The organism is Halonotius sp. F2-221B (assembly GCF_046719765.1).
GTDB lineage: Archaea > Halobacteriota > Halobacteria > Halobacteriales > Haloferacaceae > Halonotius.
This window is the reverse complement of record NZ_JABEBY010000009.1, coordinates 45145-66699: the sequence shown is the minus strand read 5'-3', so window position 1 is coordinate 66699 and position 21555 is coordinate 45145. Positions and strand designations below refer to the sequence as shown.

Annotated in this window: 23 protein-coding genes and 1 tRNA gene; 11 read left to right on the top strand and 13 right to left on the bottom strand. The window is 63.9% G+C overall.

Annotated features, from left to right (window positions below; translation table 11 throughout):
* Nucleotides 1-13 precede the first annotated feature (13 nt).
* Both HKK80_RS08095 and HKK80_RS08090 read right to left on the bottom strand, forming a co-directional pair.
* A complete protein-coding gene (locus HKK80_RS08095; protein WP_411799101.1) occupies nt 14-460 on the bottom strand; it encodes a thiol-disulfide oxidoreductase DCC family protein in 447 nt (148 codons plus the stop codon).
* The gene (locus HKK80_RS08090; RefSeq protein WP_411799100.1) at nt 457-1161 is read right to left on the bottom strand and encodes a YqjF family protein; all 705 of its coding nucleotides are present in this window, start codon (nt 1159-1161) and stop codon (nt 457-459) included. The genes HKK80_RS08095 and HKK80_RS08090 overlap by 4 nt, the downstream gene beginning before the upstream one ends.
* Before the next feature lie 267 nt (nt 1162-1428).
* On the opposite strand from HKK80_RS08090, the gene HKK80_RS08085 reads away from it, so the two are divergent.
* A complete protein-coding gene (locus HKK80_RS08085) occupies nt 1429-2988 on the top strand; it encodes an HTTM domain-containing protein (RefSeq protein ID WP_411799099.1) in 1560 nt (519 codons plus the stop codon).
* A 14-nt stretch (nt 2989-3002) separates the two neighbouring features.
* Here the strand turns inward: HKK80_RS08085 and arcS are convergent, their stop codons facing one another.
* On the bottom strand, nt 3003-4760 hold the full coding sequence (gene arcS / locus HKK80_RS08080; protein ID WP_411799098.1) for an archaeosine synthase subunit alpha: 1758 nt from the start codon (nt 4758-4760) through the stop codon (nt 3003-3005).
* Between the two features lie 102 nt (nt 4761-4862).
* On the opposite strand from arcS, the gene HKK80_RS08075 reads away from it, so the two are divergent.
* A complete protein-coding gene (locus tag HKK80_RS08075) occupies nt 4863-5321 on the top strand; it encodes a pyridoxamine 5'-phosphate oxidase family protein (protein WP_411799097.1) in 459 nt (152 codons plus the stop codon).
* A 61-nt stretch (nt 5322-5382) separates the two neighbouring features.
* Complete coding sequence (locus HKK80_RS08070) at nt 5383-7275, top strand: ABC transporter ATP-binding protein (protein WP_411799096.1); 1893 nt, start codon at nt 5383-5385, stop codon at nt 7273-7275.
* Here the strand turns inward: HKK80_RS08070 and tgtA are convergent.
* The 4 genes from tgtA to HKK80_RS08050 are packed head-to-tail and all read right to left on the bottom strand — an operon-like array spanning nt 7272 to nt 10430.
* Complete coding sequence (gene tgtA, locus HKK80_RS08065; RefSeq protein ID WP_411799095.1) at nt 7272-8762, bottom strand: tRNA guanosine(15) transglycosylase TgtA; 1491 nt, start codon at nt 8760-8762, stop codon at nt 7272-7274. The genes HKK80_RS08070 and tgtA overlap by 4 nt on opposite strands.
* A 51-nt stretch (nt 8763-8813) precedes the next feature.
* Nucleotides 8814-9269 carry a hypothetical protein gene (locus HKK80_RS08060; protein ID WP_411799094.1) on the bottom strand — a complete coding sequence of 152 codons (456 nt, stop codon included), beginning with the start codon at nt 9267-9269 and terminating at the stop codon, nt 8814-8816.
* Nucleotides 9266-9829, bottom strand: coding sequence for a hypothetical protein (locus tag HKK80_RS08055; RefSeq protein WP_411799093.1), 564 nt, complete (start codon nt 9827-9829; stop codon nt 9266-9268). The genes HKK80_RS08060 and HKK80_RS08055 overlap by 4 nt, the downstream gene beginning before the upstream one ends.
* A 52-nt stretch (nt 9830-9881) precedes the next feature.
* Nucleotides 9882-10430 (bottom strand): NUDIX hydrolase, encoded by a 549-nt coding sequence (locus HKK80_RS08050; protein WP_411799092.1) that lies wholly within the window; start codon nt 10428-10430, stop codon nt 9882-9884.
* 101 nt (nt 10431-10531) lie between these two features.
* On the opposite strand from HKK80_RS08050, the gene HKK80_RS08045 reads away from it, so the two are divergent.
* The 4 genes from HKK80_RS08045 (at nt 10532) to HKK80_RS08030 (ending at nt 14153) form a co-directional block, all read left to right on the top strand.
* Nucleotides 10532-10933: a universal stress protein gene (locus tag HKK80_RS08045; RefSeq protein ID WP_411799091.1), complete on the top strand. Its 402-nt coding sequence runs from the start codon at nt 10532-10534 to the stop codon at nt 10931-10933.
* Between the two features lie 61 nt (nt 10934-10994).
* Nucleotides 10995-11810, top strand: coding sequence for an orotidine-5'-phosphate decarboxylase (gene pyrF, locus HKK80_RS08040; protein WP_411799090.1), 816 nt, complete (start codon nt 10995-10997; stop codon nt 11808-11810).
* A gap of 75 nt (nt 11811-11885) precedes the next feature.
* Nucleotides 11886-12413: a J domain-containing protein gene (locus tag HKK80_RS08035; RefSeq protein ID WP_411799089.1), complete on the top strand. Its 528-nt coding sequence runs from the start codon at nt 11886-11888 to the stop codon at nt 12411-12413.
* 108 nt (nt 12414-12521) lie between these two features.
* On the top strand, nt 12522-14153 hold the full coding sequence (locus HKK80_RS08030; RefSeq protein WP_411799088.1) for a GTPBP1 family GTP-binding protein: 1632 nt from the start codon (nt 12522-12524) through the stop codon (nt 14151-14153).
* On the opposite strand, the gene HKK80_RS08025 is transcribed toward HKK80_RS08030, so the two are convergent.
* Both HKK80_RS08025 and mch read right to left on the bottom strand, forming a co-directional pair.
* Nucleotides 14150-15367 carry a potassium channel family protein gene (locus tag HKK80_RS08025; RefSeq protein WP_411799087.1) on the bottom strand — a complete coding sequence of 406 codons (1218 nt, stop codon included), beginning with the start codon at nt 15365-15367 and terminating at the stop codon, nt 14150-14152. The genes HKK80_RS08030 and HKK80_RS08025 overlap by 4 nt on opposite strands.
* Nucleotides 15368-15464: 97 nt before the next feature.
* Nucleotides 15465-16400, bottom strand: a complete 936-nt coding sequence (mch, locus tag HKK80_RS08020; protein WP_411799086.1) for a methenyltetrahydromethanopterin cyclohydrolase — start codon at nt 16398-16400, stop codon at nt 15465-15467.
* Nucleotides 16401-16554: 154 nt separating this feature from the next.
* On the opposite strand from mch, the gene HKK80_RS08015 reads away from it, so the two are divergent.
* The gene (locus HKK80_RS08015) at nt 16555-16929 is read left to right on the top strand and encodes a hypothetical protein (protein WP_411799085.1); all 375 of its coding nucleotides are present in this window, start codon (nt 16555-16557) and stop codon (nt 16927-16929) included.
* Nucleotides 16930-17033: 104 nt separating this feature from the next.
* Here HKK80_RS08015 and HKK80_RS08010 read toward each other — a convergent pair whose 3' ends face one another.
* The gene (locus tag HKK80_RS08010; protein ID WP_411799084.1) at nt 17034-17345 is read right to left on the bottom strand and encodes an MTH1187 family thiamine-binding protein; all 312 of its coding nucleotides are present in this window, start codon (nt 17343-17345) and stop codon (nt 17034-17036) included.
* A 105-nt stretch (nt 17346-17450) separates the two neighbouring features.
* Between HKK80_RS08010 and HKK80_RS08005 the strand changes: the two genes are divergently transcribed.
* Together HKK80_RS08005 and HKK80_RS08000 are read left to right on the top strand one after the other, a co-directional pair.
* Nucleotides 17451-17726: a hypothetical protein gene (locus HKK80_RS08005; protein ID WP_411799083.1), complete on the top strand. Its 276-nt coding sequence runs from the start codon at nt 17451-17453 to the stop codon at nt 17724-17726.
* Nucleotides 17723-18172, top strand: a complete 450-nt coding sequence (locus tag HKK80_RS08000; protein WP_411799082.1) for a type II toxin-antitoxin system VapC family toxin — start codon at nt 17723-17725, stop codon at nt 18170-18172. Before HKK80_RS08005 ends, HKK80_RS08000 begins: the two co-directional genes overlap by 4 nt.
* Before the next feature lie 176 nt (nt 18173-18348).
* Here HKK80_RS08000 and HKK80_RS07995 read toward each other — a convergent pair.
* The 3 genes from HKK80_RS07995 to HKK80_RS07985 all read right to left on the bottom strand — a co-directional run bounded on the left by HKK80_RS07995 (nt 18349) and on the right by HKK80_RS07985 (nt 20447).
* Nucleotides 18349-18419: transfer RNA gene (locus HKK80_RS07995), tRNA-Gly, on the bottom strand.
* Nucleotides 18420-18572: 153 nt separating this feature from the next.
* Nucleotides 18573-19280 carry a DUF2270 domain-containing protein gene (locus HKK80_RS07990; RefSeq protein WP_411799081.1) on the bottom strand — a complete coding sequence of 236 codons (708 nt, stop codon included), beginning with the start codon at nt 19278-19280 and terminating at the stop codon, nt 18573-18575.
* 126 nt (nt 19281-19406) lie between these two features.
* On the bottom strand, nt 19407-20447 hold the full coding sequence (locus HKK80_RS07985; RefSeq protein ID WP_411799080.1) for an NAD(P)-dependent alcohol dehydrogenase: 1041 nt from the start codon (nt 20445-20447) through the stop codon (nt 19407-19409).
* 225 nt (nt 20448-20672) lie between these two features.
* Here HKK80_RS07985 and HKK80_RS07980 point away from each other — a divergent pair, with 225 nt between their 5' ends.
* Entirely contained in the window at nt 20673-21551 is an 879-nt protein-coding gene (locus tag HKK80_RS07980) for a putative RNA uridine N3 methyltransferase (RefSeq protein ID WP_411799079.1), read from the top strand.
* Nucleotides 21552-21555 lie beyond the last annotated feature (4 nt).

Genomic DNA, 21555 nt, shown 5'->3' with positions numbered 1-21555 from the left:
TGTCGTCGCCGTGTTACTCCAGAAACCGATCGCTTACGTCCTCGTCAGGAACCATACACTGGTCTTTCCGCCCAAACCAGTCATACCGGTTGTCGGCGACGAAATCGTAGATTTCGTTGCGGACGCTTCGCGGTACTAATCGAGCAAGGACGAGCGCGGCGTAGGGCCACCCCAGCAGTTCGGCGACCCGGATCGCCGCGTCGGATTTCGTCTGCACCGAGTTGCCCTCAACGAGGATGACGGTGTCGAGGTCATCGGTGTCGAAGCCGTGTCGATCTTGGAGGGCGCGGCCGATCTTCGACTGCAGCGGCGCAAACGCGATCTTGCCGGTCGGGTCTCGCGGGATGATCTCTTGGACGCTTCGATTGCAGAGGTTGCAGACGCCATCGAACAGCAACACCGGCCGGCCGCCAAGCTCGGCCAGCGGATCGTCGTCAGTTGTCGCCGGTTGATTACTCATTGGGTGCCTCCAGTCCACCGACTGCTTGTGCCGGCGGTCACATCAACCCCGGGGCTGTAGTATCGCACTGGTTCACCGTCCGGGTGTTCGAACCCGTCGGCGCGGAACAGTGTGTTTGTCTCTGTTTCGGCCTCGGCCGGATACAGCGTCCACGGCTCGTGGTCGACATCGGTGTAGCGAAGCGTGCCATCCGATCCTTCGGTGTAAAACCGGTAGCGTTCCGTGAGGAACTGTGCCTGTGGATCCTCACTCGATTCGAAGGCCTCACCGCTTGGCCCGTAGGTCGCGGCGTAGTGGGCTGGCCGCGCGCCGGGATGCCGACGGCGACTGTCGAACCGGATTCGGTCGCCGTCACCCTCGAGGCTGATCCGGGCGTAGTAGTACGGGAGATGTTGGGTCACCCGCGCGCCGAGCACGCCGGCGACCCCCTGTGCGTCGAGGCTGAAAAAGTAGATCCCCGGCTCGCCATCGCAGGTGACGTAGGTGCGCAGGTTGAGCTCCGGCAGCGGCTGGCCGACCGCGGCCGGCAACCACTGTGGCCGGACGGCGACATTGGTGTACGGCACGACCGAGAGCCAGCCCGACCCGTCGTAGGTGTCGACGGTGAGCGTCTCGGGAAGCCGTTCGGCGATCACATCCGGGTCGACCCGCCAGTTTTCAAACAGCAGGTGTCGCCACCCCATCGCCAGTGGAATGCCCATACGATCACTTGGGACTGTAGCAACATAGGGGGTTCGCTCACGCGATAATCGACCGCAAGCAGTGGAATCATCGGCAGCGTCCGCTGTCAATATCGATACAGCAATGATGCCGTTGCAACCGTCGCCGCTCTGCGTGTGGTCGCTGACACACAAAACCTATCTGCCGCGCATTGTAGCCCCGAGTATGTTGCTACAGCCAGTTCTCCGCGGCTCGAAGCACCTGCCGGCAGTACTGTCGGCACGATACGTGATCTCTCCCTTGGACGTATGACCGACGCCTCGCCCCTCGCTCGGTTCCGCGCGTCGGCGACCCGGTTGTTCGGCTCCGGCGGGCCGCTCGCACCGGCTATCGCCGCTGCCCGTCGTCGACTCCGCGTCGATACCCGCGCGCTGGCCGCCATGCGGATCCTGCTGGGAACCATTCTGCTCATTGATCTTGCCCACCGCGCGCCCGGCATCGAGAAATACTACACCGACAGCGGCGTCTACCCGCTGGCCGTTCACGAGGCAACCTACACACAGTTTGCCGGGCTGTCGATTCACGCACTTTCCGGCGCGCTGTGGTTCCAAGCCCTGCTGTTCGTGTTGGCCGGGTTGTTCGCGCTCGCCTTCGTTGTCGGCTACCGCACGCGGCTCGTCGGCTTCTGTTCGTTCGTCCTGCTGGTGTCGTTGCACGCGCGCAATCCAGCGGTGCTCAACGGCGGCGACATCCTCCTGCGGACGCTGCTGCCGCTGACGCTGTTAACGCCGCTCGGCGAACGGTGGTCGATTGATGCCGTTCGCCGGGGTGAGTATCGTGAAACGGTGATAAGCGCGGCGACGACCGCCGTCCTTGCTCAACCGCTAGTCGTCTTTACCCAGAACGCGGTGCTCAAACACCAGGGTGAGACGTGGTATGCCGGCGAGGCTCTCCAGATCGCCTTTGCCAACGACGAGATGACCGTCCTGTTGGGCAACTACCTGAGTGCCTATCCGACGCTATTGGAACTCCTCAACTATAGCTGGGTGACACTGCTGGCCGGCTCGATCGTCTTTTTGTTTCTGACTGCTGGGCGGCTCAGGGCGGCGGTCGCGCTTGTCTACATCGGTGCGTTCCTCGGGATGGTACCGACGCTGATGGTCGGACTGTTCCCCTTCGTGTTGACGGCCGCGGTGATCCCGTATCTGACGCCGCCGTTCTGGAATGCCGCCGTCCGCGTGCTACCGGAGTCGGTAACGACACCGCCACCGGCACACCGACTCGGCTGGTGGTTCGGTGGTGAGCCGATCGAACGCCGGCTTGCTGACACGCTTCGCAGTCGGGGGCGCGGCGATGTCGTTTCCTTCAGTCGAGCCTACGCAGCCTCGCTGCTGACGGTGCTGGGTGTTCTCGCCCTCGCCTTTGTCCTGCTCTACGGTGTCGGCCACGTTGCCGAGTATGATCCGCCATACGAGGATGAGGCGACGGCGATCCTCGATCAGTCGTGGGGGTTGTACGCGCCGAATCCGACGGACTCCTACAGCTGGTTTATCACTAACGCGACGCTGGAGAACGGCTCGACGGTGGCGGCGTTGGGCGACAGCCCCTCATTCGACCGCCCGCCGGATGCGGCGACGACCTACGAATCGTTCCGCGAACGGAAGTTCATGTCCGCGGTGAGCGGCGACAACGACGGAGCCATCGGACGGGGATACGCTGAGTGGGCCTGCCGAGAGGCGACCAGTCGCTACGACCAACCCACCGAGTCGATCACGCTCTACCGGATGATCCAGGATAGCCCCGTTGACGGCGAGTACGATGAGCCGTACCGGCAGACGTTGATCGAACACGACTGCGAGGCTGGATAAGCCACTTGTCGACCCTATCGCTCACGGACGTGTCGCACCGTGCTGGCGACGCCGCGGGTCGAGTCGACCACCTCCGGGCCGCTCATCTCCGCGCGACCGACAGCGAAGGCGGCCGATCCCTGGATGACGACCTCGTCGCCCGGCCGGATGTCGTCGCTGGCGTCGACAACGCCCGGGGCGAGCACGCTGCCGTGAGGCACAAAGCCCTCGATGTCGACCGTCTTGGTCGGCGCGTCGCTTGCGAGCCAGCGGTCACCGCCGGCGAGTGTCATCGCCAGCAGGCCGTACTGCGGAACCATCGTCGCCAACTGGTCGCCGTCGCCGTTGCGGATCTGGAGTTTGGGGTAGCGGCCGGTCGTTTGGATCTCGATATCGCCAAACAGTGCGTCGCCAGCGTCCTCGCCGAACTGGTAGTCGGCGATGGCTTTGATCGTGTTGTGCTGGCGTTCCCGTTTCGAGAATTTGAGTTCACCCTCCAGTGCGCCAGCGAGGTTTGCCAGCGAGTCGGTATCGGTTGGATGGCCTTCGACGGTGTACTCGAAGTCGAGGTCGCTGTCGGCTTCGACGCGTTCGACGATATCCCGGTAGCCGTGGTCAGGCACGTGGGCGACGACGCGGGGGTAGTCGTTGCGCTGGAGATACTGCCGGAGCACGCTGGCGACGAACTCCTTTTCATCCTCTGACCACCGACCCGTGACGACCGAGTCGTAGTGTTGGGCGGGGTAGGTGAGTTCGAGTTCCGGCGGAACGACGCCGATGGGCGAGGTCATCGAGACGGTGTGGCCGCGGTAGCCGATGGCGTCGTGGAACTGGCCGTGGCTCTGGGAGTCGCTGTAGGGTTTACGGGCCGAACACGGGACGAGCACGAGGGGGTTGTCGAAGCGGTTGCGATAGCGAGTGGTCACGCGCTCGGCGAACCGCTGGATCTCGACGCGCCGCAGGGTGTCGCTCGTCGCCGCCGAAATCTCGCTGGTTCGGAAGACGGGCGTTCGGGTTTCGAGATAGCTGTACTGGTCGTCGAACTCGCGGAACGCGGCGGTCAGCCAGTTGTCGTGGCGGGCCTGACCTTCGATATAGTCTCGCAGGCGACCCGCGCGAACCCGCTCGCGGACGCGCCGGAGTTCGGCGTCGAGGGCGGCGACGTTGTGGTCGATGCAGTCCTCGCGGTCGAACTCGTCGCGGGGCTGCTGGCAGGCCGGACAGCTACAGGGGAGTTCGTCGAGATCCTCAAGAAATGCCTCGTCGTCGCTGGTGAGGTACTTGCCTTGGCTGCCCTTGACCTTCGCCAGCTTTGCGTCGACGCCGTCGACGCCGGCGTACGCAAGCAGGGCGACGTTTCGCGGCGTGGCGACGCCCGAGAGGACGAGCGCGGTGTCGGCCGGCAGGGCCTCTTTCGCGCTGATGATCGCGTCTTTGAACCCTTCGCCGTGGCCGACGAACCCCGCGGCGTCGCTGAGGATGTAGGCGTCAGTTCCCTGTTCGGTGGGATTCTCGCTGGCGACGACAGCGGCCGTTGGAAAATCGGTGTCAGCGTGGTCGGTGCCGAAGGCGTCCTGTACCTCCTCGCGGGTACCGGCCGGTAGCGATCGGTGTGGCAGGATCGTCAGCGACGCCTCGTCGCCGTCGGGAACCTCGCGGTTGGCGTTCCACAGGCTCCCGCTGTCGACGAGCACGTCGTCAACGCGGGCCGGCGTCGTCACCGGCTCGGCAAGCCGGAGTTCGCCGATCCGGGCGGCCCCGTCGCGGTCGAGGACTTCGAAGTAGTCGGTCATTGCCACCCGTCGGCCGCCGACGGCCAACTATCTTGCCTTTGGAATCGACCAAACTGAGCGCGTGGGCCGAGCGTTTTTCGCGCTGCCGCCCGATAGGTCGGTATGGATCGGCTTGCCGGCGCGTGGAACGAGGCCGAAACCAAAGCCTTCCTCGATTCGGCGACGGTGCCGCTGCGGCTCTCCTGTCACGCCAACGGCGAGTCGCTGTGGATGCTCTCGCTGTGGTTTTTGTATCGTGACGATGCCTTCTGGTGTGCGACCAGCGCGAACGCCGATGTGGTCGACTATCTCGCCGATGACGACCATGTCGCCTTCGAGATATCGACCAACGACCCGCCGTACAAGGGGGTTCGCGGCAACGGAACCGCCACCGTCGAGGCCGACCCCGAGAAGGCGTTGCTTCGGGAGCTGTTGGAGCGATATCTCGGCGGCACCGACTCCGATCTCGCCGACCGGCTGTTGTCACCCGAGCGCGACGAGGTCACAATCCGGATCGACCCCAACCGGCTGTACACGTGGGATTTCACCGACCGGATGCCGGAAGCGTCTCCCAACGAGTGACTGGGTGTAACCACCACACCCGGAGCGTTACCGTTAGGCCGCCCGCGCCGCAACCGACCGCATGGCCGACGACCACGGGGGGTTCGAGCACATTCGTGACACCGTCGACGGCCACCCGATGGTCAGTCTCATCACGTACGCGCTGCGGTACTGGCCGCGGCTGCTCGTCGGTGTCACGACCGCGGTCGTCACCCGGTTTGCCCGACTGGTTCCGGCGTTGATCGTCGCGGCGACCATCGACCGTGTTGTGCTCGGCGAGGCCGATCCCGGCTTGCTGACCGACGTGGGGCTGTTGCCGACCGGGGCGATCGTCGGCGAGGCCGCCCGGCTCGAACTCCTCCGGCGACTCGTCGTCATTGCGGCGGTGGCGTATCTCATCAGATCGGTCACCCGGTTTGCCTCGCGGTATCTGCTCCAATCGACCGCCCAGAAGGTACAGCGCGATCTCCGTAACGACGCCTACGACCACCTCCAGCGGCTCTCGATGGATTTTTTCGTCAACCACCAGACCGGCGCGATGCTGTCGGTGCTCAACAGCGATATCAACCGGCTCGAACAGTTCCTCAACTCCGAGTTCCGCCAACTCATCCGCGTTGTCGCCACCGTTTCGGGGATCACGATCATCCTGTGGAGCTACTCGCCGAAGCTTGCCGCGATCGCGCTGCTCCCGGTGCCGCTGATCGGCCTCGCCAGCGCGGGGTTTCTCACGTGGATCGAGCCGCGCTACCAGTCGATCCGGGAGACCGTCTCCCGGCTGAACAGCCGCCTCGAAAACAACATCGCCGGCGTTGATATCATCAAATCCTTTGATCGCTATGAGTTCGAACACGAGCGGGTCGCCACACAGAGCGAGCAGTACCACGACGAGCAGATCCGCGCCCTCCGGCTCCGACGCGGATTTTTCGCCGCCCTCCGGCTGATGACCGGTGTCGCCTTTGTCGCCATCCTCTTTGTCGGCGGACGGGATATCATCTTCCTCGGCGACGCCGGTGCGTTGTCGACGGGCTCGTTCGCGCTGTTTTTCCTGTATCTCCGGCGGCTCTACTCGCCGATGCGACGAATCGGCCGGTCGGCCAACAAATACCAGCAGGCCAAATCGAGTGCCGAACGCGTCTTCGGGCTGCTCGGCCACGCCCCGATGATCGACGATCCCGACGACCCACACGACCCGGCGTTCATCCGCGGCGCTATCGACTTCGAGGACGTAACCTTCGGCTACGACGACCGCGAGCCGGTGCTCACCGACGTGTCGCTGTCGATCGAGCGCGGTGAAACTATCGGACTGGCCGGCGAGACCGGGGCCGGGAAGTCGACGCTGACGAGACTTGTCCCCCGGTTCTACGATGTTGACAGCGGCAGCGTTCGTGTCGATGACGTTGATGTCAGAGAGTATGCCCGCCAGTCGCTCCGGCGGGGGATCGCCATCGTCGGCCAATCGCCGTATCTGTTCTCCGGGACGGTTGCCGAAAACATCGCCTACGGGGATCGGGAGACGCTGACCGCGCTCCGGAACGGTGAGTCGGTTCCGGACGCTGTTGTCGAGGCGGCCGATGCCGCCGAAGCCGATCGATTTATCCAGGATCTCCCGGACGGCTACCGCACCGAGATCGGCGAACGCGGCGTGAAGCTCTCCGGCGGGCAGCGACAGCGGCTTGCCATCGCGCGGGCGATCCTCAACGATCCCGCGATCATCATCCTCGATGAGGCGACCAGCGATGTCGACACCGAAACCGAACAGCACATCCAAGCCAGCCTCTCGCGACTTATCGCCGACCGCACCGCGATCGTGATCGCCCACCGGCTGTCGACGATCCAGGATGCCGACCGGATCGTGGTCATGGATGACGGCGAGATCATCGAACAGGGGAGCCACGATGACCTGCTGGCGACAAACGGTGCCTACGCCGATCTGTGGCGGGTGCAGGTCGACGAGAACCTGGCGACAGCCGACTAATCCTCGCCGTCGTGGATTGTCGACAGCGACTCCACTTCCACCCGCTCCGGCACCCGAGCAAGCGCGTCGGCGTGCCAGTCGTCGACAGCGAGTGTAAACGCGGTGTCAGGGTTGGCCTCGACGAGCGCCCGAACGCCGTCGGCCGCGGCCACTTGCCCTGCGCGGTCGGGTCTGTCGGGGACGGCTGCGGTAAATGGGTAGCTGTCAGAGAGTTCCCGCGGGAAGGGGCCGAACGGCGGGACAACGCGCCACGCTGCGTCATAGGTGTCGTCGTCTGGCGCGCCACCCTCAGTCAGCAGCAGCGTCTCGGGAACCGCAAGCCGGTCGAGTCGCTCGTGGTGGCGCAGCACCTCGGGTCGGCGTGCGCTTTCGGCGGAGGTGTGGAAGAACGTCCCCTTCGAGACCGGATCTTCGGCTTCGAGCTGGTCGGCGTGATCCAACAGCGCGCGGTAGCCGTCGTACATCGCCGGATGGCCGCGGGCGCGGCGGTCGACCAATTCGAGGAGATTGCCGCTCCGGATCGCCTGCTTGATCCGGCGGAGCTCCTCGAAGGTCACATGGAGATTGTGCTCGGCGAGCAGTCGTGTTTGGGTGTCGTCGTCCTCCGCTCGGAGCTCGGCGGGCGTTCGCTCGCTGCAGATCGGACACGAGCAGGGGAAGTAGTCGAGCTCATCGAGCTGCTGGGTACCGGCGACCGTCAGATACCGCCCAGCGCGGGCGTACAGCGCGTAAGCGGCTGAATCGAAGAGGTCACAGCCAAGCGCGACGGCTAAAGCGAGCATCATTGGGTGGCCCGCGCCGAAGAGATGCACCGGGCAATCCGCGCCGAGACCGCGCTTTGCGGCGGCAACGGCCTCGACCATATCGTCGTACCGGTAGCTGTTCATCAGCGGGACGACCGCGCCGACCGGGAACACGTCGAGATCGGTCGCGGCCGCGTGGGCGGCGGCGTCCTCACGGAGATCAGGGTACGTCGAGCCCTGCACCGGCGCGTTCAGCAGCATCTCGCCGACATCGATGGCTTCGGCGTCGGCGAGGGCCTGCTGGGTCGTCGCCAACTCCGATTCGGCCTGCTCGCGGCTCACATCCGGCGGTGTCGGGATGTCGACCGGCGTGCCGATATCGGAGCCGATGGCGTGTTGGAACTCGATGATCTCCTCGGTTGTCACCTCAACGTCGCTGTATTCGGAGAGCTGGAAGGAACCCGAATCGGTCATGATCGCGCCGTCGAAGTTCAGCATCTCGTGGAGGCCTTTGTCGAGTGCCTGCTCGCGGAGTGCCTCGGTTTCGCGGATGATGTAGGAGTTCGTGATCAGGATCTCGACGCCGAACTCGGCTTCGAGGCGGGCGGGCTCGATCGTGAGCCGGTTGGGGTTGATCACCGGCATGAGCGCGGGCGTCTCGATCGTTCGGCCGGCCCGTGGAACCTCCAGTCGGCCGATCCGCCCAGCGGCGTCGGCGTCCCGGATCTCGAAGTGGTCGCGCATTGCTCGCGGCTACCGCGGGCTGGGCGGTAAGGATTGCGTTCGGCGAGTCGGCTACTCGCGCCAAAACCCGTGCTGTCGCTGTTCGATTTCGGTAAGTACCATCGACAGCACGTCGCGCCAGTCCTGCGGATGGGTGGCGTCCTGTCCCGGCGTCGGCGCGTCCGGCCCCGGATGGACGTGATCGCGCGTGTTGTGGCTTGAGGGGTGACAATCCCAGCGGTGATCGAATGAGCCGGTTCGGTGGCGTTCGTGGTAATGAACGGAGAAATCGCCGTTTTCGAACCACACGAATTCGACGCGTGCCGACTTGATCTCAGGGGGATACAGCTCCTTGGCGTAGACACAGCGGAGTTGCTCCGGGGCGACAGTCGGCTCGGCGACAACGCGGGTAAACCGGCTGTCGCCGGTAAGGCGGTCGGCGAGCCTGTCGAGCCGGTCGAAATCGATCGCCGCGCCGCTCTCATCGGGCGATGGTGTTCCGCTTTCGTTGGGGTCGCCGCCGGTCATACCGCGGACTGTTGTGCCGCCGCGTCGGCAGCCGTGATCGCCTGTTCGAGGAGGTTGATCCGGCGGCGGGCCGTCTTCCACGCCGAAAGTGTTTCCCAGACTGCCTCGATTGACTGGTCGGTATCAGCCGCGTAGCCCGCAATCGATACCGTGTCGGGTGCGTCCGCGTCGAACTCGGCGGCGTACTCCTCGGCGGTCTCGGTCGCAGTTTGGAGTTGGGCGAGCAGTTCGTCGGTCGTATACTCCCGTTGCAGGCGTTGGACGCGCCGCCACTCCAGATACGCCGCGTTGCGCTCGTAGGTCGCCGGCGACTCGGTGACTTTCGTCACGACGCCGAGCCGCTCGAACCACGTTAGATACTCCCGGGCGGCGTCGACGCCGTGGCCGGCACGCTCGGCGACCTCGCTGGCCGTCGCTGGCGAATCCAGGCCGATCACGGCGTCGAAGAAGTCGTCACGGGTTCGCTCACCACGCGTCAGTTCGTCTATCGGCGTCAACGCGTCGAACGCCGGGGCTGGCTCGCCGCTGTCGGCGGTCACCGACGCACTCGGCTCTTTCATACAGAAGATCGTAGCTGAAACGGAATAAAACTTTGTTCAAATTTTTATTCCGTTAGTCACGCTGCGTGAACTCGTACTGCAACAGCGTCAGTGCCGACCGCCCATCGTTCAGTTCGTCGTCGACAACGCTGTCGAGATAGTCGTCGTAATCAACCGTGTCGACGCGGATTGATTCGTTATCGTCAAGTTCCTGCTCGGCTGTCGGCTCGCAGTCGGAGGCAACGAAGTGGTGATGCACTGAGTTGGCGATCCCATTTGATGGCTCGGCCGTCAACAGGTGTTCGATTCGATCGGCTTCGTAGCCGGTTTCCTCGCGGAGTTCGCGGTGGGCCGCGTCGGTTGGCTCCTCGTCGCCTTCCATTGAGCCAGCAGGCAGTCCGCGGTTGACACGGTCGACCGCCTGCCGCCACTCCTCAATCACGACGACATCGCCGTCGGGGGTCAGCGGAAGGACGACGACGGCGGGTGACTCGTCGACGTAGTGGTAGTCGGTTTCGGTGCCATCAGGCAGTCGAACGTCGTCGCGCCGCACGTCGAAGCCGGGACAGGTGTAGTCGATGTCGGTATCGAGCGTCTCCCAGCGGAGGGGATCGTCGGTCATACCGGACTCTCGCTCGGTGGCCGCTAAACGGCACCGGTCTCCGGTGTTCGGCGGCCACGTCGTCAGTAAGCGTTTACCCGCCCAGCGACATCCGGACAGCCATGACAACGTTCGTCGTTGCGACCGATTCGGTGCATACGAGTGCGGCCCTCTGTGACTATCTCTTCGACCGCATCGATGAGGCCGATACCGTCTATGCGATCAACTCCATCCACGACGAGGACGCCGATCCCGAGGCGATCCGCGACGGGAAGGACGCGCTCAACGCCGTCGCCTCGCGGCTGGCGGCGGTGACAACTGTCGAGACCGAGCAGTTCAGCCGCGGCAACGTCCCCGCCGAAGATATCTGCTCGTTTTCCGAGGCGGTCGATGCCGACGAGATCGTTCTCGGCGTTCGGAAACCGACCGAGACGAACAAGGCCGCGATCGGCAGTGTCAGCGAGCAAGTGTTGCTGCACTCTGATCGCCCGATGGCGGTCGTCCCTCGCGAGAGCCATCGCTAAACGCCTGCGAGTATCGGACGACACGAAAGACGCTTGAGGGTTGCCTGCGACCCTTCGGCAAATGGCCACCGCCTTCTTCGATCGCCTCGCCGACCGCATCGCCGCCATCGACAGCGTCGTTTCGGTCGGCCTTGACTCCCAACTGGATCGACTTCCTGAGCACCTACAGGAGCACGACCTCCCGCAGTGGGCGTTCAACCGCCGGATCATCGACGCCACCCACGAGCATGCGGCCTGCTACAAGCCGAACGCCGCCTTCTACGAATCGGCCGACGGCTGGCGCGCCCTCCGGGAAACGATCGCCTACGCTCACGGAAAGGACGTGCCCGTCCTGCTGGACGCCAAACGCGCCGATATCGGCAACACGACCCGGAAGTACGCTGACATTCTCAACGACGTGGACGCGATCACCGTCAACCCCTACATGGGCCACGATTCGTTGCAGCCGTTCTTAGATCGCGCCGAGAAGGGTGTTTTCATCCTTTGTCGCACCTCGAACCCCGGCCGCACGGACTTCCAGGATCTCGAACTCGATTCGGGTGGGACGCTCTACGAGCGCGTCGCCGACCGCGCCGTCGCGTGGAACGAGCACAACAACATCGGCCTCGTCGTCGGTGCGACCGGCCCCGACGAACTCAAAGCGATCCGCGAGCAGGTGCCCTCCCTGCCCTTCCTCGTCCCCGGCGTCGGCGCGCAGGGTGGCGACGCCGAAGCCGCCGTCGAACATGGCCTCCGCGAGGACGGTGTCGGCCTTGTCAACTCCTCGCGGGGGATCATTTTCGCTGGCGAGGACACGGGCGAGGACTTCGCCGCTGCTGCGGGTCAGTCAGCCAAACAGCTCAAACAACGACTCAATCAGCACCGCAGCGACGACTGAGTATCACTGTCCTCGCTGGATCCGATCGCGTCGTCCGGCCGAGAGATTTTCACCGGTGGAACCCCAACGCCGGGTGTGAACCGAGACGGCCTGCTCATGGGGATCGCGGCGGTGTTTATCGGGATCACCGCGCTCATGCTGATCGCCGGGGTCGTCGTCTCCCCGTTTTTCCTCCTTGTCGCCGCACCCTTCGGCGGCGCGGCCTATCTCCTGTGGTATCAGGCCAGCGGGAAGCTCGCTGAACGCATCCGTGCCGATCCGGCTGGCTACGCCCGATCGACCCGCGGCGGTGGCGGCCCGGGCGGGTTCGATGCCGGCCCATTTGAGGGTCGCTTCACCCGCGAGCGTGCAAACCGCCGGCAAACACGCGGGCAAGGCCGCCGCCGTCGACAACGCGCTCGCGGCGGTGGAAGCGTCGGCCAGCAAACTGGGCTCTCGAAGTCGGCGGCCGCTGACATCCTCGATGTCGACACCGGTGCCGACGCCGAGACGGTAAAATCCGCCTACCGCGAGAAGGTCAAAACCGCCCACCCTGATGCTCCTGAAGGCGACGAAGACGAGTTCAAATCGGTGAAAAACGCCTACGAGACGCTTGGCGAATAGGGTAGGTGTGCGGCGTTTTTCATACCGCTGATCAGTACAGAACCCTCTTATGACATGTATTGTCACACCACGGAAAGCGTTTTTACCGCCCCTTGCTAACGCCTCCCTATGAGCGCGGATCGGGCCGCCTTAGAGCAGGCCCTAGCGCACGGCGAAGAGGAAGGCGGTCACATCGAGTTCAAGGAACGTCTTACTCGCAGCCTCCATCTCGAAGACGGCCGAAAGGAAAGTCTCGTCGCCCAACTCCGGCATCGCGTCCTTTCCGGCGACGGCGAAGCGACCTACGTCGTCGGCGTCACCGACGACGGCGGGATCGCCGGCATCTCACAGGACGCCTTCTCGGAAACGATGGACGTCCTCTCCTTGCTCGCTGAGGAGGCCGATGCCCACATCGACGACGTGGAGACGTGGGCTGCCGGTGACAGCGGCCTCGTCGGCATGGCAACGATCCGCGAGGGGGCGATGTTAGAGGCCGACGACGGCCATATCGTCATCGGCACTGCTGGCCACGTTGACCACGGGAAATCGACACTCGTCGGCTCGCTGGTCACCGGCGAGGCCGACGACGGCAACGGCGCGACCCGGGGCTTTCTCGACGTGCAGCCCCACGAGGTCGAACGCGGTCTCTCAGCGGATCTCTCGTATGCGGTGTATGGCTTCGACGAGGCCGGCGAGCCGATCCACATGGACAACCCGCACCGGAAAAGTGATCGCGCACGCGTGGTCGAAGAGTCCAACCGCCTCGTCTCCTTCGTCGACACCGTCGGCCATGAGCCGTGGCTCCGAACGACGATCCGCGGCCTTGTGGGGCAGAAACTCGATTATGGCTTGCTGGCGGTCGCCGCCGATGATGGCCCGACAAAAACGACCCGCGAACATCTCGGCATCCTGCTGGCAACCGACCTGCCGACGATTGTGACGATCACGAAGGTCGACGCCGTCAGCGAGGAGCGCGTCGCCGAGGTCGAAAAGGAGGTTGAATCGATGCTCCGGGATGTCCAGCGCAGCCCGCTTCGAACCGATCGCTACAGTATCGAGACCGCTGCCGAGGAGCTCAGCGAGACGGTCGTCCCGATCATCCGGACGAGCGCGGTTCGCGGCGACGGGATGGACGACCTCGACCGCCTCTTTGATCAACTCCCGAAGCGCGCCAGCGACGATCACGGCGAGTTCCGGATGTATATCGACCGCACCTACAGCGTTACCGGCGTCGGCGCGGTCGCCTCGGGGACGATCAACTCCGGTCATGTTGAGGCCGGCGACGAACTCCTGCTCGGCCCGATGGCCGACGGGGAGTTCCGCGAGGTCGAAGTCCGCTCGATCGAAATGCATTACCACCGCGTCGACGCCGCCAAAGCCGGCCGGATCGTCGGCATCGCGCTGAAAGGTGTCGACGAAGCCGAGATCGAACGCGGCATGGCGTTGTTGCCGAGACACGCCGAGCCCAGAGCGACCCGTTCGTTCGAGGCTGAGGTGATGGTGCTCAACCACCCAACCCGAATCCGGGAGGGGTACGAGCCGGTTGTCCATCTCGAAACGCTCAGCGAGACGGCGATCTTTGCGCCCGAAAACGGCAAACTCCTGCCCGGCGACACCGGGACAACAGAAATCGAGTTCAAGTTCCGACCCTACTTCATCGAGGAAGGCCAGCGGTTCGTGTTCCGGGAGGGCGCGAGCAAGGGTGTCGGAACGGTGGTGTCGACCAACGCCAGCGAGCCATCGACGCCGGCTGACGACTAATCGGGCGACGCCGTTGCCAACGATTCGAACTCCGCCGCCGAGGTGCGGGTGCCTTTCGTGATCAACACATCGCCGGCTCGCAGCGTCGTGTCCATATCCGGCCCGACGAGCCACCCGTCTTCCGGGCGACGGATCGCAATGACGCTCGTTGAGACATCGACGGCCGGCACACCGTCGACGATCTCGGTGCCCGCAAGCTCACTGTCCGCGTCGATCTCGACGCGGGCGATGAGTTCGTCGCTTTCCTGTACCGCGAGTTCGACGACCGGGTGGACGCCGATGTTGCGCAACACGCCCTCGCTGATCGAGACAGCGGCGTCGCTGATGACCTCGGTGCTGATGCCGAGATGGATCAGCCCGCGCAGGGCGACCGGGTCGTCGGCCTCGGCGGCGGCCTGCAACACCCAGGCCTCGAACCGCGACTGGAGGGCGTCGACCTCGACTTCGAGGTTGGCGACCTCCGTGGCCAACGCCTCGTTGTCGAAGAGGATCGCGCCGTAGGCGATATCGACCGCTAGCTCCGAGAGGTTCTTCATCAACACGATGGAGTCGACGGCGCGTTCGAGATCCGCCATCGCCGGCTCGGGGGCTGGCTCGGGCTCGTAGTCATCACCGGTCAACCGCCCGTAGACCTCGCCGATCGCCGCCTCGGGCCCCCGGAGCAGCGTCACGTCGCCGGCTTCGATCGTTGTGTCCGGGCCGGGGTTGCGGATCCACTCGTCGCCGCGGCGAACCGCGATCACGCGGATCCCGGTCTCGGATTCGAGATCGATCTCTTGGAGGGTCTGACCGGCGTACGGCGAGTCGTCGGCGACTGTTCCTCGAACCAACAGCTCGACGGCCGTCGAGAGCGCGCCCCGCATCGACGGCGGGAGGCCGATCTCCTCGATGACGATCTTGGCGATATCGCCGGCCGCATCCGCGATCGTGTCGGCGGCCTCGACGACGCCCAACACGGGCGCGAGGGCCTCGGCCTCGTCGGGGCTGCGGGCCGCCAGCATGAGGCTCATCCGGGCGCGCACCTGCAGCACCTGCATCTTCGCTTCGAGCTCCAGCACCTCGTGGGCGATCTGGTCGCTCTGATGGAGCACCGCCGAGTAGGCCAGATCGATGAGGAGCTCGGAGGTGTCTTTCATCTCGACGAGCAGCTCCTTGACGCTGACCGGCTCGTAGGAGACTGACTCCTGGAGCCCCTCGGCTTCGAGTGGTTCCATGCGCTATCTCTCCCTTGGAATCGGGTTAAGTGTTCTCACGCCCACAGCGATCAGCCCACAGAGGGGTTTCGCAACCCTCGTCGCTTCGGTCAGATCGCTACCGCAGCCCGAACGACTCCGCGAGGAGTTCCTCGTCGGTCTCGCCGACGACGTAGGTGTCGCCATCGACGACATCGATGGTGACCTTCGCGGGCGCAAAGACGGATTCCGGCACCTCGTAGAAATCCCAGTCGGCCGCTTCGAAGATCTCCTCGAAGGGGGTGCCGTACTCCTCGCGGGCGGTTGATGGGACATCCTCAAACACTGTCGACTCCTCGCCGACCTGGAGATACACCTCGCCACCATAGGCGAGGGCGTCGTTCGTTCGCGCCATCGCCAGCGACTCGTTGTGGCTGACCGGTGCGACCGGCGCGCGGCCGGTTGCTGTCCGGATCTCGGTTGGCGGATACCCCAGCTCCGAGAGCCGGAACGCCGCCAGTTCGGCGGCGCGGGCGGCCATCGAGACGCTGCCGGCCGTCGAGCCGGCGGCGTAGGTCGGCAGAAAGAGGCTGGGCGGATCGACCCCGGCAGTCTTGGCGATATATTCGGCGATCTCGTTGCCGGGCAGCTCGTCGCTTTCGACGGTCAACACTGCGAAATCGAACTCGTCGTAGTAGCCGACGCGCCCGAACTCCGCCTCGTCGCCGACCAGTGCGCGGGCCGGCCCCGATCCGAGCCCGTCGAAATCGCCGAGGTCGAGCTCCCAACCGGCCTTCTGGGAACACAACAGCGCGATCCCGGGGTGGTCGGTCGTCAACTCGACGTAGGGGATCGGCGCGTCGGCGACGCGATCCATCTGGGTGTACACCGTCGCCATCCCGGCGGTTTGGATATCCGCCAGCATGAGTCCGGCCTCGACCCCGCCGTCGACATCGACGCCGAAATCGAGGATGGTTGATCCACAGCCGAGCTCTGTGATGGTGAGTCCGAGTTCATCCGCGAAGTCCAACGCCTCATCGAGGAGTTCGATCGCCGAGCGGTTGATGCTCTCCATACGGGTGGGTTACGCGTGATCTCCTAAAGAGATTCGTCGTCGTCAGAGATTGCTGTTGTAGCTCTCGCGGATCAAACGGCTGCTACCGACTGCCCTCCAACGCACCCGGAGCTATTTATGCGGTACCGAGGCAGAGACCGTAGTTCGGCTCCAAATGACCGATTATGATGTGGCACCCCCACCGGATCGCCTCGCCGATCGGGTACAGCTCAGGACACGGTTTTCGACTGACAGCGGAACTGTCTCACGGTTCATGATCCAACTGGAGTACTGGCTTGATGGTGCATGGCGGGAGGTCGTCCGCTATGATCACGATCGCGACGCGGCTGGCGGCCACGATATCACAACTGAGGGGTTACACCTGGACGTGTACCGTGACGGTGACAAACACAGGCTCGAACAGATTACTGGGCCGATCCCAGCAAACGAGGGGTTCACTGCTGCCGAAGCAGATTTACACGAGAACGCCGAACGATACATCAGGAGATTCGAATCATGGCACGGAATCAACAACGGAGCGAACCTGTGAGCGACGCAGAGTTTGAGGAGATGCCCGAGCGTATCACGGCGCATTTCGACCGGGTTCGTGCTCGTCTTGCCGCGGCGTTGGACGACGAGGACAGCGAGTAATCGTTACTCCTCCGTTTTTGCCGGCCGCCCCAACTCGGATTCAACCGCCTCGACCTTCTCGGCGGCCGCCTGGTCGGTGTCGCGTTTGTGGTCGATCTTGAGCACCGTACTGACGCGGTCGCCGTCGACGGCCTTGTGGGCGTCGCCGACGGCCGCCAGCAGGGTGTCGATATCGGCGGCCTCGATGACGGTGCCCATCGGATTCGTCTCGTAGCGTACGTCGTGATCGTCGAGGGCGTCGACAGCCTTTGCGACCTCGCCGGCCATGCTGTCTTCGATCACCGGCGCGACGCTGAGGAGTGCAATGACGGTCATAGCTGCTGTTTCGAACCGGATGCTTCTAACTCCGCTGGTGCGAAGCCCGTTGGTCGCATGACTGTGGTAGTAAACGTTACTTAGTTGTAGACAAAACTACTGTGCATGACAACTGCTGTCAAAATCGACGAGGATCGGAAAGACCGCCTCGAAGAGCTACAGGCCGAGGTTAGACTTCGAACGGGAACCTCGGTCACACAGAAGGAACTCCTCGAACGATTCATCGACGATGCTTACGAATCCCGCAAAGAAATAATCGACTCGTTCCGCGAGTCGACAGTGCCGCTCTCCGAAAGCGAAAAAGAGGCGATGCAACGTGGTCGATTCAGTTCCGGTGTCGAAACAACTGAGGAAGATATCGACGACACGCTCTACGGATGACGGTACTGGTCGATACCGGTGTTCTCTATGCCGATCACGATACGGACGCATCACGACATGAGACAGCCAGCACGGCACTCGAAGCCATCTACGACGGAACACTCGGTCAGCCGTACGTCAGTGACTACATCTACGACGAAGCGGTGACACTCACGCTGATGCGTGGTGGGTCGTTCGAACCAGCCAAACAGTTGGGCGAACGGCTTCGCGGTACCGGATCGTATCCCGAGGCTTTTGAGCGGGTTCGCGTTTCGGAGCCGGTGTTTACCGCGGCAATCGAGATCTTCGAACAGTACGGAGATCAACAACTGAGTTTCACCGACGCGACGAGCGTGGCGCTCATCGAACGCCACGAAATCGAGTATCTCCTGAGTTTTGACGACGATTTCGATGGAGTGGTTGACCGAGTCGATCCGGAAGAAATAGACGCGGCTGGACGTACGTAGGTGCTGTTACAGGAGCAAGGTGTTGAGAGACAGTGCGTCGGCCGGGATGTGAACCACGGTCGCTCTGCTCACGTCGTTCGCGCCGCTCCCTGGTTCAAATCCGGCGTGTCGCAGGCAGCCTCGGACGGGGTGTGAGCGATATAAAAGTCGCTCACTGGTTTTGTCCTCGGCAGAAGTGCGTCGGCCGGGATTTGAACCCGGGTTGTAACCATGGCAAGGTTACGTGATACCACTACACTACCGACGCCCTGTGCAATTCAACGTAACCGCCGATGACTGTATAAGGGTTGCGAAACCACCCCACCGAAGGGCCACGATCTGCTCAGCGACCACGATCAGTTCGCTGTACGACCCTCCGTCGTCGACCTGTTGGACTTCGCTGACAGCCTGTGCGTGGTCGTTACCGCCACTCCTCAGTGTCGGGCCGCGAGCGAAGTTCACCCTTCGCCTGTCGGCTCCCTGGCCAGACTGTGAGCACCACGACGATCGCGTAGTAGCACCCAACGGCAACGCTCACTATGACCCCCGGAAGCTGGCCGACTGCCGCTGTTTCGACGAGCCCGGCCGGCGTCTCCGCAAAGACGGTCAGCCGGACGAGCCACGCGCCAAACAATACCGAAAACAGGGCGAAATAGACGCGTTGCAGCCGGCGTGAGACCGCTTCAACGATCGGTGTTTTCACCGCTGGCTGCCGGAGATCATCGCTCAGTAGCTCCCGCCAGTTGGTCTGTTCGACCCCTTCGGAGTCGAGTGCGTTGGCAAAGACGTTCTCTTCGAGGATCCGCACCCGCGATCGCCAGATGTCGTAGACGCGGTAGCGACGGGTCTCGATCACCAGAAAGACGGTCACCATCACCACCCCAAGCAGCAGGATGTAGTGTGGTCGACTGCCGCCGGAAAACGCCCATGTGAGCAGGCTGGCTGTGAGGACGACCGCCCAGTTGGTCGTTCTGTCGATCCGGGTGCGCCACGCCGTTGCCCGGCTCAACTCACCCCGATACGCATGGCCCATGAGCGACAAAAAATCGGTGCGGTCACCGGCTGCCTCACCGGCAACCTCACGTTCCTCGGGTGATTCCGGATCAAACTCATCGGACGAGTCCGCCATACACCCGCCTACTGCCAGCCGACGGGTAAACCCCATCGCCGAACCGGGCTATCTCTCTCTTGTCTCTGCCCGTGTGCGCGCTCGAACGCGAAAAGCAAAAATCTGAGAGAGCAACCGATCCGACCGCTACGGCGTGATCACGGCCCGACCGTCGATCTCACCGTGCTCCAACTTTTCGGCGACCTCGTTGACAGCGTCGAGATCGTACCGGGTCGTGTGCAGATCCACCGCATCGCGTTCGACCAGCGCGACCAACTCCTGTAACTCGGCGTATCGCCCGACGATGTTGCCCTGGAAGGCGAACTCGCCGTTGACGAGGGCTTGGGCCGGCTCGTGAATATGGCCGCCGTAGCCGATGATGTGGTGGTCGCCGCCCGCGGCACAGATGTCCGGCGCGAGTGCCGTCGTCTCATCGGCCCCAACGAAGTCGAGTACTTGCGCCGCGCCGACGCCGTCGGTGATGTCGGCGACCGCGTCGGCCACGTCTTCGCTTCGCGGATCAACCGTGTAGTGGGCACCGAGATCATCGGCCAACTCCCGGGCTGACTCCTTGATATCGACAGCGACGAGGTCGGCCGCGCTCATCTCGTTGAGACACTGGAGGCCGATGTGGCCCAGCCCGCCGATACCGATGACGACCGCGGCGTCGCCGGGGTTGAGCCCGTCGACGGCTTTCTTTGCGGCGTGGTAGGCCGTGATCCCCGCGTCGGCGTGCGGCGCGATGTCGGCTGGATCGACGCCGTCCGGTAAGGGAATCACCGCGCGTTCGCTGGTCAGCAGTTCGTCGGCGAAGCCGCCGTCGGTCGTCAGCCCGTTGAACGCGTCGTTCTCGCAGTACATCGTTTCGCCCTGCCGGCAGGGTCGACACGTCCCGCAGGTCTGGACGGGGTGACAGATCACCTGATCGCCCTCCTCGACGAGGCCGACCTCGTTGCCGGTTTCGATGACGGTGCCGGCGTTCTCGTGGCCCAGTGTCATCGGCAGCGGTTGGGGCACGTACTGCTCCCACATCCCCTCGATGATGTGGTTGTCCGTCTGACACCAGCCCGCGCCCTCGACGGCGACGACGACCCCGTCGCTGGTTGTTATCTGTGGTTTCTCCACGTCATCAATCGAAAGCCCCTGTGTCATGTCGTCGGTGTACTCGTGTAATCGTGCAGCGCGCATACCAACATCTCTTGCCGAATCATAATAAACATTCATTAACATCACAGGTGAGTAGTATGACCGATGGCGTGACATGACACGGTGAGTGGGATTCGTTCACATCCTCAATTCGGCCGTATCAGCGGCTGATGAGCGTGTGAACGGGACACAAAGGGCGGCCTGTTCCGCTATCCTTTTAGGCTCCCGTCGGAAAGCGGGGTTACAGTCTAGCGACGAGACAGACCGATGGACGGACTCACACTACTGATTCCGTCGTCGGTCGTCCGGGAAGCCGAGGACAAACGCGAGGCGACTCGCAAACTCGGCTACGTTGCCCGTGCGGCAGCGGTCTTCCGGGCCGACCGACTCTGCGTCTTCCCCGACCGGGACGGCGAACGTCGGTGGGGCGAAGACTTCGTCCGCATCGTCCTGCAGTACGCCGCGACACCACCGCACCTCAAAGATGAGGTGTGGGGAAAACGCGACGAACTGCAGTTTGCGGGCGTGCTTCCGCCCTTGCGGCTCTCGTCGCAGACCACAGCCGATTCGTCCGAGTCGGCTGTCAACCAGGGAATCGTGACCGAGGTCGGACCTGAAGGCCGCGTCCGGGTCACTTGCGGACTGCAACACCCGATCTCTCTCACCGTGCCGCCGTCGATGGCGACACCGGCCGAGGGGGAGCGCGTCACCGTCAGGATCTCTTCGAGAGAACCGGTTCGCGCGCGCCTCGTCGACGAGCCCACACCGGGCTTCGACGTGGCGACTGTGAACCTGTCGGCCGCCCTTGCCGACGCCGCCGGACGACGGATCGCCACCTCCCGCCATGGACAGCAGCTGTCCATCGGGCGACTGGCCGAGTTCCGTCCCGACTACCGGGACGGGCTGACCGTCGCTTTCGGCGCGCCGGGCCGCGGGCTGCCGGAGATACTCGGGATTCCACCCGAGGCAATCTCGGCTGCTGACGCAGCCGGGGACGCCAAGCCATACGGCTTGGACGACGACCACGTCGACTCCGATCCGGGGTTCGACCGCTGGCTCAATACGATTCCGCGACAGGGCAGCGAGACGGTCCGAACCGAGGAAGCGATGTTCGCGTCGCTCGCCTGCCTCACACTCACGGAGTAAACCA

Excerpts from the sequence above, each read along its gene's own strand:
- HKK80_RS08095 (WP_411799101.1), bottom strand. The coding sequence starts at position 460 with ATGAGTAATCAACCGGCGACAACTGACGACGATCCGCTGGCCGAGCTT.
- HKK80_RS08090 (WP_411799100.1), bottom strand. The coding sequence starts at position 1,161 with ATGGGCATTCCACTGGCGATGGGGTGGCGACACCTGCTGTTTGAAAAC.
- HKK80_RS08085 (WP_411799099.1), top strand. The coding sequence starts at position 1,429 with ATGACCGACGCCTCGCCCCTCGCTCGGTTCCGCGCGTCGGCGACCCGG.
- arcS (WP_411799098.1), bottom strand. The coding sequence starts at position 4,760 with ATGACCGACTACTTCGAAGTCCTCGACCGCGACGGGGCCGCCCGGATC.
- HKK80_RS08075 (WP_411799097.1), top strand. The coding sequence starts at position 4,863 with ATGGATCGGCTTGCCGGCGCGTGGAACGAGGCCGAAACCAAAGCCTTC.
- HKK80_RS08070 (WP_411799096.1), top strand. The coding sequence starts at position 5,383 with ATGGCCGACGACCACGGGGGGTTCGAGCACATTCGTGACACCGTCGAC.
- tgtA (WP_411799095.1), bottom strand. The coding sequence starts at position 8,762 with ATGCGCGACCACTTCGAGATCCGGGACGCCGACGCCGCTGGGCGGATC.
- HKK80_RS08060 (WP_411799094.1), bottom strand. The coding sequence starts at position 9,269 with ATGACCGGCGGCGACCCCAACGAAAGCGGAACACCATCGCCCGATGAG.
- HKK80_RS08055 (WP_411799093.1), bottom strand. The coding sequence starts at position 9,829 with ATGAAAGAGCCGAGTGCGTCGGTGACCGCCGACAGCGGCGAGCCAGCC.
- HKK80_RS08050 (WP_411799092.1), bottom strand. The coding sequence starts at position 10,430 with ATGACCGACGATCCCCTCCGCTGGGAGACGCTCGATACCGACATCGAC.
- HKK80_RS08045 (WP_411799091.1), top strand. The coding sequence starts at position 10,532 with ATGACAACGTTCGTCGTTGCGACCGATTCGGTGCATACGAGTGCGGCC.
- pyrF (WP_411799090.1), top strand. The coding sequence starts at position 10,995 with ATGGCCACCGCCTTCTTCGATCGCCTCGCCGACCGCATCGCCGCCATC.
- HKK80_RS08030 (WP_411799088.1), top strand. The coding sequence starts at position 12,522 with ATGAGCGCGGATCGGGCCGCCTTAGAGCAGGCCCTAGCGCACGGCGAA.
- HKK80_RS08025 (WP_411799087.1), bottom strand. The coding sequence starts at position 15,367 with ATGGAACCACTCGAAGCCGAGGGGCTCCAGGAGTCAGTCTCCTACGAG.
- mch (WP_411799086.1), bottom strand. The coding sequence starts at position 16,400 with ATGGAGAGCATCAACCGCTCGGCGATCGAACTCCTCGATGAGGCGTTG.
- HKK80_RS08015 (WP_411799085.1), top strand. The coding sequence starts at position 16,555 with ATGACCGATTATGATGTGGCACCCCCACCGGATCGCCTCGCCGATCGG.
- HKK80_RS08010 (WP_411799084.1), bottom strand. The coding sequence starts at position 17,345 with ATGACCGTCATTGCACTCCTCAGCGTCGCGCCGGTGATCGAAGACAGC.
- HKK80_RS08005 (WP_411799083.1), top strand. The coding sequence starts at position 17,451 with ATGACAACTGCTGTCAAAATCGACGAGGATCGGAAAGACCGCCTCGAA.
- HKK80_RS08000 (WP_411799082.1), top strand. The coding sequence starts at position 17,723 with ATGACGGTACTGGTCGATACCGGTGTTCTCTATGCCGATCACGATACG.
- HKK80_RS07990 (WP_411799081.1), bottom strand. The coding sequence starts at position 19,280 with ATGGCGGACTCGTCCGATGAGTTTGATCCGGAATCACCCGAGGAACGT.
- HKK80_RS07985 (WP_411799080.1), bottom strand. The coding sequence starts at position 20,447 with ATGCGCGCTGCACGATTACACGAGTACACCGACGACATGACACAGGGG.
- HKK80_RS07980 (WP_411799079.1), top strand. The coding sequence starts at position 20,673 with ATGGACGGACTCACACTACTGATTCCGTCGTCGGTCGTCCGGGAAGCC.